This window comes from Stieleria sp. (genome assembly GCF_041595215.1).
Lineage (GTDB): Bacteria > Planctomycetota > Planctomycetia > Pirellulales > Pirellulaceae > Stieleria > Stieleria magnilauensis.
Genome location: NZ_JBFHKV010000772.1, coordinates 1 through 4,338 on the forward strand (window position 1 = coordinate 1; position 4,338 = coordinate 4,338).

The following is a 4,338-nucleotide window of genomic DNA, read 5'->3' on the forward strand; positions in this document are numbered from 1 at the left end:
ACCGACACGCCCGAATTGCGATTCAGCGACAACGTGCAGCTGACCGACTTCAATCGTCTACTCGTCCAACGTCAGTTGAACGCCCGCACGGTCTCCGGCGTGATCCAGGTCGGTTATCCATTGCTCGAATTGGCCGACGTCGCGCTGTCCTATGCGGAACTCTGGAACGCCGAACGGGTCTTGGCGGGCGACAGCTATGGAACACCCAAACAATACGCAGTCGGCGATGCGGGCTTGGCCAACTCGGGGTTGCGTTGGGGCGACCCCAAGCTGTTGGACCTGCAACTCTCAGGCTTTGCCGCCGTCCTGCCCCCGATCTCCGGCACCGCTCTGCTGGGCGAACAGACACTGGCCCCGCGCGTTTGGACGCTCGATCCGGTCTGGTCCAGCACCTATTTCACCCCGGCCAATCCTGTTTGGAACGTTTTCCAAGACCCCGACAACTTTGATTTTTCACTGTTCCGTAGCGTAGCCCTCGGTACATCACTGGCCTCCATCTACGAAGAACAACTCTACGTGACCCCCTTCACGTCGATCTATCCCGACAGTGTCACCGTCAACAATCTTGGCCAGTCGATCTTCGTCGCCGAAACCAACAATTCGGAAGTCAGTGCGGAACTGAGCCTGGTCACGTACAGCGAAGATCGCGCGCAGCCCTACGTCCAAATCCCCATCACCGATCCCGTCGAAAACATTCAGCTTTCGGACGTCGGCTGGGGCGTTTATGTCGATGACGGCCGCATCGTCACCATCGACCTGGACGGCAACACGCACCGCCTGGAAAACTTTCAAGCCCTCGACAGGGGCGTCGCCATCAGCGACACCGGCATCATCGCCGCGGCGGCTGTCGGACCGATGGGACGCGGGATCTATGCGATCAACCCGCAAGACAACAACTGGATCAAAGTCGTCGGCGAGTCGGCAGACGCCTACATCGACCCCAACGAAGTCAACGTGGACGATATCGGGATCGGCGGCGTCTCGCAAATCGTCGAAGGTGCCATCGGCATCAACGGATTGGTCACCCTGGAATCGCTCGACGAAGCCTCCGGTTCCAGCGACGGTGATCCCGACACCGACGATGAGGAAAAAGAAAACGACGACTCGCTGGTCGGAGTCGCCGGCGGACTCGTCGGGACGATCGACGGCACGTCCGGTGCGGCTGCCGGAACCCCGTTCCTGACCGTCGCCTTCATGGCAATCGGCAGCGGCGGAAAGAAAGGCCTGCACACCGCACGGTTCTATTTCCCGTCCGACTTGAAACAAGCCCCGCTGCCGCCGAGTCAATTCCTGGGGCACTCGGTGGTCGCGGAAATCGGAGACCTGGTGCCCAAAGCCGGCCGCATCGATGCCATCGAAGGATTTGACATCATCAACAACTCGGGACAAATCGCGTTCGCAACCCACGACAAAGTGCTTCGCGCTACCCCGCCGCCGTTGACTTCCGGCGAAGTGGTCTACGCGTTCGAAGGCCGCTCGTTGACCGACAACACCGTCTTCCGACGCCTCGTCGATCAACCCGTCCCCACCGAACCCGACGGCAGCAGCAACCAAACACCCGATGCATCCGGGTTGTACGTCGGAGCGTCCGTTGCCACGTTCATCGCCGGCGACCCCGATGCCTCCGCGGATCAATTCCAGGCGACGATCTACTTCGGCGACGAACCGCTGCACGATCAAGCCGAGGGTCGCGGCGACGCGACGGACCACAAACCGATCCCCGCACTGATCATCCCAAAATCGAGTGCCGGCGGCGGTTCCGTCCCGCTGACCTTCGAAGTCGTGACCGAACACCAGTACCTCCGCGAAGGTCCCTACGTGATCACCGTGCTGATCACCGACACCAAAAACGATAACGGCGGTCTGGCGGTCACGCTTGCCAACGTCATCGATGTCACCACCGAAGAAGAGATCGAACGTTTGGCGCTGCTGGACGAAGAAGGCAACCCGATCGAGCCGACGGTGCAAAGTTTCGCCTTCCCATTCATCGACTTGGAATCTCCCGACGACGAAGACGACCTACAGACCGACGAACCAGCGACCGTGAAGGAACCGCGCCAAGCGGTCGAATCGACGCCCTCCTCGTTGGGCCTGAAAACCTTCGTCGCGATCGACCACAACAGCGGTTCCTTCGAAGTCGCCGCGGTCGGCAGCGCCGGGTTTTCCTATTCGTTCGGCCTGGAAACCGCCGGCAGCGACGGACAAGGCGAGCCGAACTTCAAACAGCAAGGCGACGGATCGGAGATCAAAGTTCGCCAAGTCGTCGCGCGAGGACGGGTCAATACCGTCAACTTTGCCGCCGGCGGATTTTATGTTGCCGATTACGAAACGACCTTCGACGGAAAACTCGAAAACACCTTCACCAGCGAAACCAACTCGTTCGCTGAGACCTCCGTGACCGAAGCCTCCGTGACCAGCTTCTTCGTCGATCAGAAAACCGTCGTTTACGACCCGGGGAATCGCGATAGCACCGTCGTCGATCCATACTTCGACTGGAAACGCACCTCGGAAAACACAACCCGCTACACGACCGTCGGAGAACGCTTTGTCGATGGGGATTTGGCCGGCCAAATCGACAATTTCATCGGTGGCGGCGGCAGCTCGTTCGTCGGTGACTTCACCTTGCGAGGCAATCAAACGACAACCGAAACGCTGCATGAGTTCGGCACTGAAACCTACGACGTGACCAAGGACCTGAGGATCGTCACGTCCAGCCGAGTCGATCACCGCGGCGGACGACAACAGTTTCAGTTTGTCGACGTGACCGAGTCGACCAGTGACTACCACGTCCACGGCGTGATCCCCCAAGCCGGCGACTACTCGCTCCAAATCGATACCGTCGCCTCCTCGACCATCATCGAACGATCACAGACCAACGGGACGCTACGGTCCGTCTCCAGTGGCTCCTCAACGGTGATCACCAACGCACTGAAAACCTACGACGTGGCCAGCGGGCGGTTTCAACTTTCCAGTTCGTCCACCAGCCAGTCCAACCACGAACAAACCGACACCAATCAAACGCGAACCAGCGAATCCAACAGCCAGACGACGTCGACTTCCACGTTGTCCGGCAGCGGCCACGACCTCGATGGCGATTTCGACTTTACCAATCAGCTCCATTCGACATCTCAATCCACCACCACAACCACCAACGCCGTCGATTCGGACTTCCTCTCCACCACGTCCCAATCCGGCACGACATCAATCGTCGTCGATCAGACCGGCGATCTGTATCGCGGCAATTATGCCTACGACGAACGCTCCGCCCAAACCACCACCTCACAATCCGTCACGACCAACGGCCCCGTCACCTCGACATCCAACTCAACCGCAACCACCCACAGCGAAAAACAAAGCCAAGGAAACAAGAAGACCGGCGACTTTTTGATCGAATCCAAATCAAGTTCGGTCAGCGACACCCAAATCGTCCAGACCAACCAGACCCGCCGAAGCGAATCGAACATCCACGCGGAATCCGAATCGGATGCCGAAAAATCGGGCAACGCCAAACAAGGCGACTTCTCGTTCAATGGCTACGGTTTCAGCCAGACGACAACCCACCAAGTTCAAACCAACACTCAGCCGTCCGGTCAAATCCAACGCATCGAAACCGACGAATCGCAGACCGGCGAATCGTCTTACTCAGGATCCGGCAGCGCAAAGACCGCACAAGTCATCAAGGACGAACAAAACCGCTCCACCGTTTCGGCCACCCAAACCACGACCAACCAGACGCTCCAGTCGACGCGAACCTCCACCAGCGAGTCCTCCGGAAACTCCCGCTCGATCACCAACACACTCACCGGCGATTACACCAGCGAGAACGAAAGTCGAATTCGAACCGATTCCGAAACGGTCGTGACCAATCAAGACGTTTCGTCGCGGTCCGAAGTGTTCTCCGAAAGCAGCACGGCTTCGACGATCGAGGGGAACCGCATCTCGGGCGAATCCACCAGCCAGTCCAGCTCCGTCTCCACGTCGCAAACCGAAGAGTTGGCGAACTTCCTGACTCAAACCTCCACGACGTTCGGGCACGCCACTTCACGCACCACGGCATCATCGCAACACAATTCGGTCACCGGCGACTTTCAGACCAGTCAGTCGACACTCGACGAAGTCGACCAGCAATCGACGACGACGCATCAATCGTCCACCACCAGTACCTCCAGCCGCGGAACCTCCACACAATCTTCCACCGCCAGCGGCAACTCCATCGTCGGCGATCACTCCGAAACCAGCCAGCTGAGCCGCAACGCGACTTCACTGAGCGTTTCCCTCAACGGCCATCAGCCGATCACAACCGCCGAGCCCATCGTCTTTCCCGCCGATCCGGATTCC

The 4,338-nt window shown here is 59.1% G+C and carries 1 protein-coding gene; it reads left to right on the forward strand.

Annotation, left to right across the window (positions count from 1 at the left end):
* Positions 1-4,338 (forward strand): hypothetical protein (locus tag ABX749_RS23935; protein ID WP_372898214.1); only part of this gene is annotated, 4,338 nt, incomplete at both ends.